The 2,087-nt window shown below is 33.4% G+C and carries 2 protein-coding genes and 1 pseudogene; all 3 read left to right on the forward strand.

Going from position 1 to position 2,087, the window contains the following annotated elements; translation table 11 throughout:
* A pseudogene (locus ACFSCX_RS16290) lies at positions 1 to 621 on the forward strand (hypothetical protein); the annotation flags it as partial.
* Positions 622 to 631: 10 nt separating this feature from the next.
* Entirely contained in the window at positions 632 to 997 is a 366-nt protein-coding gene (locus tag ACFSCX_RS16295; RefSeq protein WP_377929311.1) for a DUF7674 family protein, read from the forward strand.
* A gap of 641 nt (positions 998 to 1,638) precedes the next feature.
* Positions 1,639 to 2,087 (forward strand): peptidoglycan-binding domain-containing protein (locus ACFSCX_RS16300; RefSeq protein WP_377929312.1); only part of this gene is annotated, 449 nt, incomplete at its 3' end.

Raw genomic sequence — 2,087 nt, forward strand, 5'->3', positions numbered from 1 at the left:
TCACCAGACGGAATAGCGGGAAGCAAAATTAGAGAAAAACTTCAAGCCACAAAGGAGTATAATAAACTAGCAGACATTGTACAATCCGAAGAATCTACATGGGATAAAGTATCAGATGCCCTAGTAAAAATGGGTAAAATGGGATTCGATTTTATCATCGGGGACGATATTAAGACTCTATTAGATGAAGATGCTAGTACACTAGATAGGGTGATTGCTGGTCTTGGATTGACACCAGGTGGTAAATTAGTTAATACAGGGTTAAAGCTAGCTAAGATGGGGAATAAGGTAGTTTTGGATTTGCAGTTTTTTTCTAAAGGAAAGATTAATCTCTCAAGTAGAGATGAGTTATTAGATTCAGTTTCGAATCAAAAATTGAAAAATGCTATTGACCAAATGTATCGACCAGATGCCAAAATCGGTAACGGTAGCTTGGCAGATGCTGTTAGACATGAGCTCAAAACAGGTGAGTTGGTTGGTGGGAAGTCGCATATTCAGAAAGCAAATGAGCGAATTAAAAATCTAGAAAACATAATTAAAAAACAAGACTTAAATGATAATGATTTAGAATTAGCATTTGAATTATTAAATGATTTGAAAAATGCATTAAATGGAAAATAGGTGATAAAAAATGGAGTATGATACATTGGTTATAGAAATGCTAAAAGCGTTTCCTGAATTAAGGGAATTATATGAGGAAGAATTAGAAGATTGGGATGGAGAAGACCCAGGACCGCATAATATTTTTGGAGAGATATTTAATCCCTATCTAATTAGACAATTAAAAGAAGATAAGAATGAGAAGTTAAAACTGATATTCAAATTCTTAGAGGAAATGGCAATTTCTCAAAATGAATTTGTTCAAGAAGTATTAGTTTGTACCGTTTTGGAATATTTAGGAGATGATAAATTACTATTATGTAGAGCACATGATTATATGGAGTACAATACAAAGAAGCTCAGTGATGAAATAGAAAGAGGTCTCGGAAGAAAATAATTATACATTCCCTTATGAAGGTTCATCATTGTGTTTTTTTTCGGGACTAATAGACATAGTTTCATGTACAATGTATATATATTATATGAGTTCTAAGCCTTTATATAAAGAATCTAATCTAAAGAGTTTGGGCATCAAATAACACAAGCAATATTAACAATCGGGACAGTGATAACCGCTGGTGTTGGATGATGTAGGGAAGGGAAATGCTTTTTCTAGAAGCATGGAGGTCGATAGACAGTGAAAGACATGGGATAGGTACAATGTCTGTTCAAATTGGATACGCTCCTTGCATAAGACCCATCTGTTGTTGTTAAAAATTTTATACGTTAATAGATATATAATTCTCACTCCCCCAGCTACTCATATTGTTAGGAAAGCAACCTAAGTAAATGTACTTTAAGTTATCATGTCAGGGGATAGTGATGTAATGTTATGGTGCATATTAGAGTTATTTTTTATCAAAATATGGAGTAGAGAAGATTAAACGATGATAACTAAAATTATATGATTTAAATTGAACCTTGATAGAGTGCTCGTCACTAAATCAAGGTTTTTCCTTGCATATTTTGTATTCTTCTAAAATGTAGGTTCAAACCTTACATATACCGTTAAAGTCAATCGGGTTTGACAATGTTGAGGTGAATGGGAAGTTTGATAAGAAGACGGAGGATGCGGTTAGAAAATTTGAAGCCTATTCTGGATACAATGCTGATGGTATTGCGGGATGGCGTATCAAAAAAGATTTAGAAGGATTTTTAACGAAACGAAACGAAAATATAACAGAAGACGAAGGCAACTTTAAGGTTTCTGGAATTAATGCGATTGGAATCATGCATGGAATTGCAGAAGAACTATGGTCATCTGTAAAAGAATCCTTTGCTCTTATACATTCATTTGACGATATGATCTATCAAACTGCTAAGCTAACAAGCAGTATTGTTTCTGGTGAAATTACAATACAAGATATTCAAGATGGATTAAAATCTTCTTTAAAAGAAGAGTTTGTAGAGCCATTTGAGTATATAAAGAAACACGGAAAAGATCTTGACTCAGCTACCTATAAAGAATCGAAAGAGTTTGGTCATCA

This window comes from Bacillus salitolerans (assembly GCF_042680805.1).
Taxonomy (GTDB): domain Bacteria; phylum Bacillota; class Bacilli; order Bacillales; family SA4; genus Bacillus_CJ; species Bacillus_CJ salitolerans.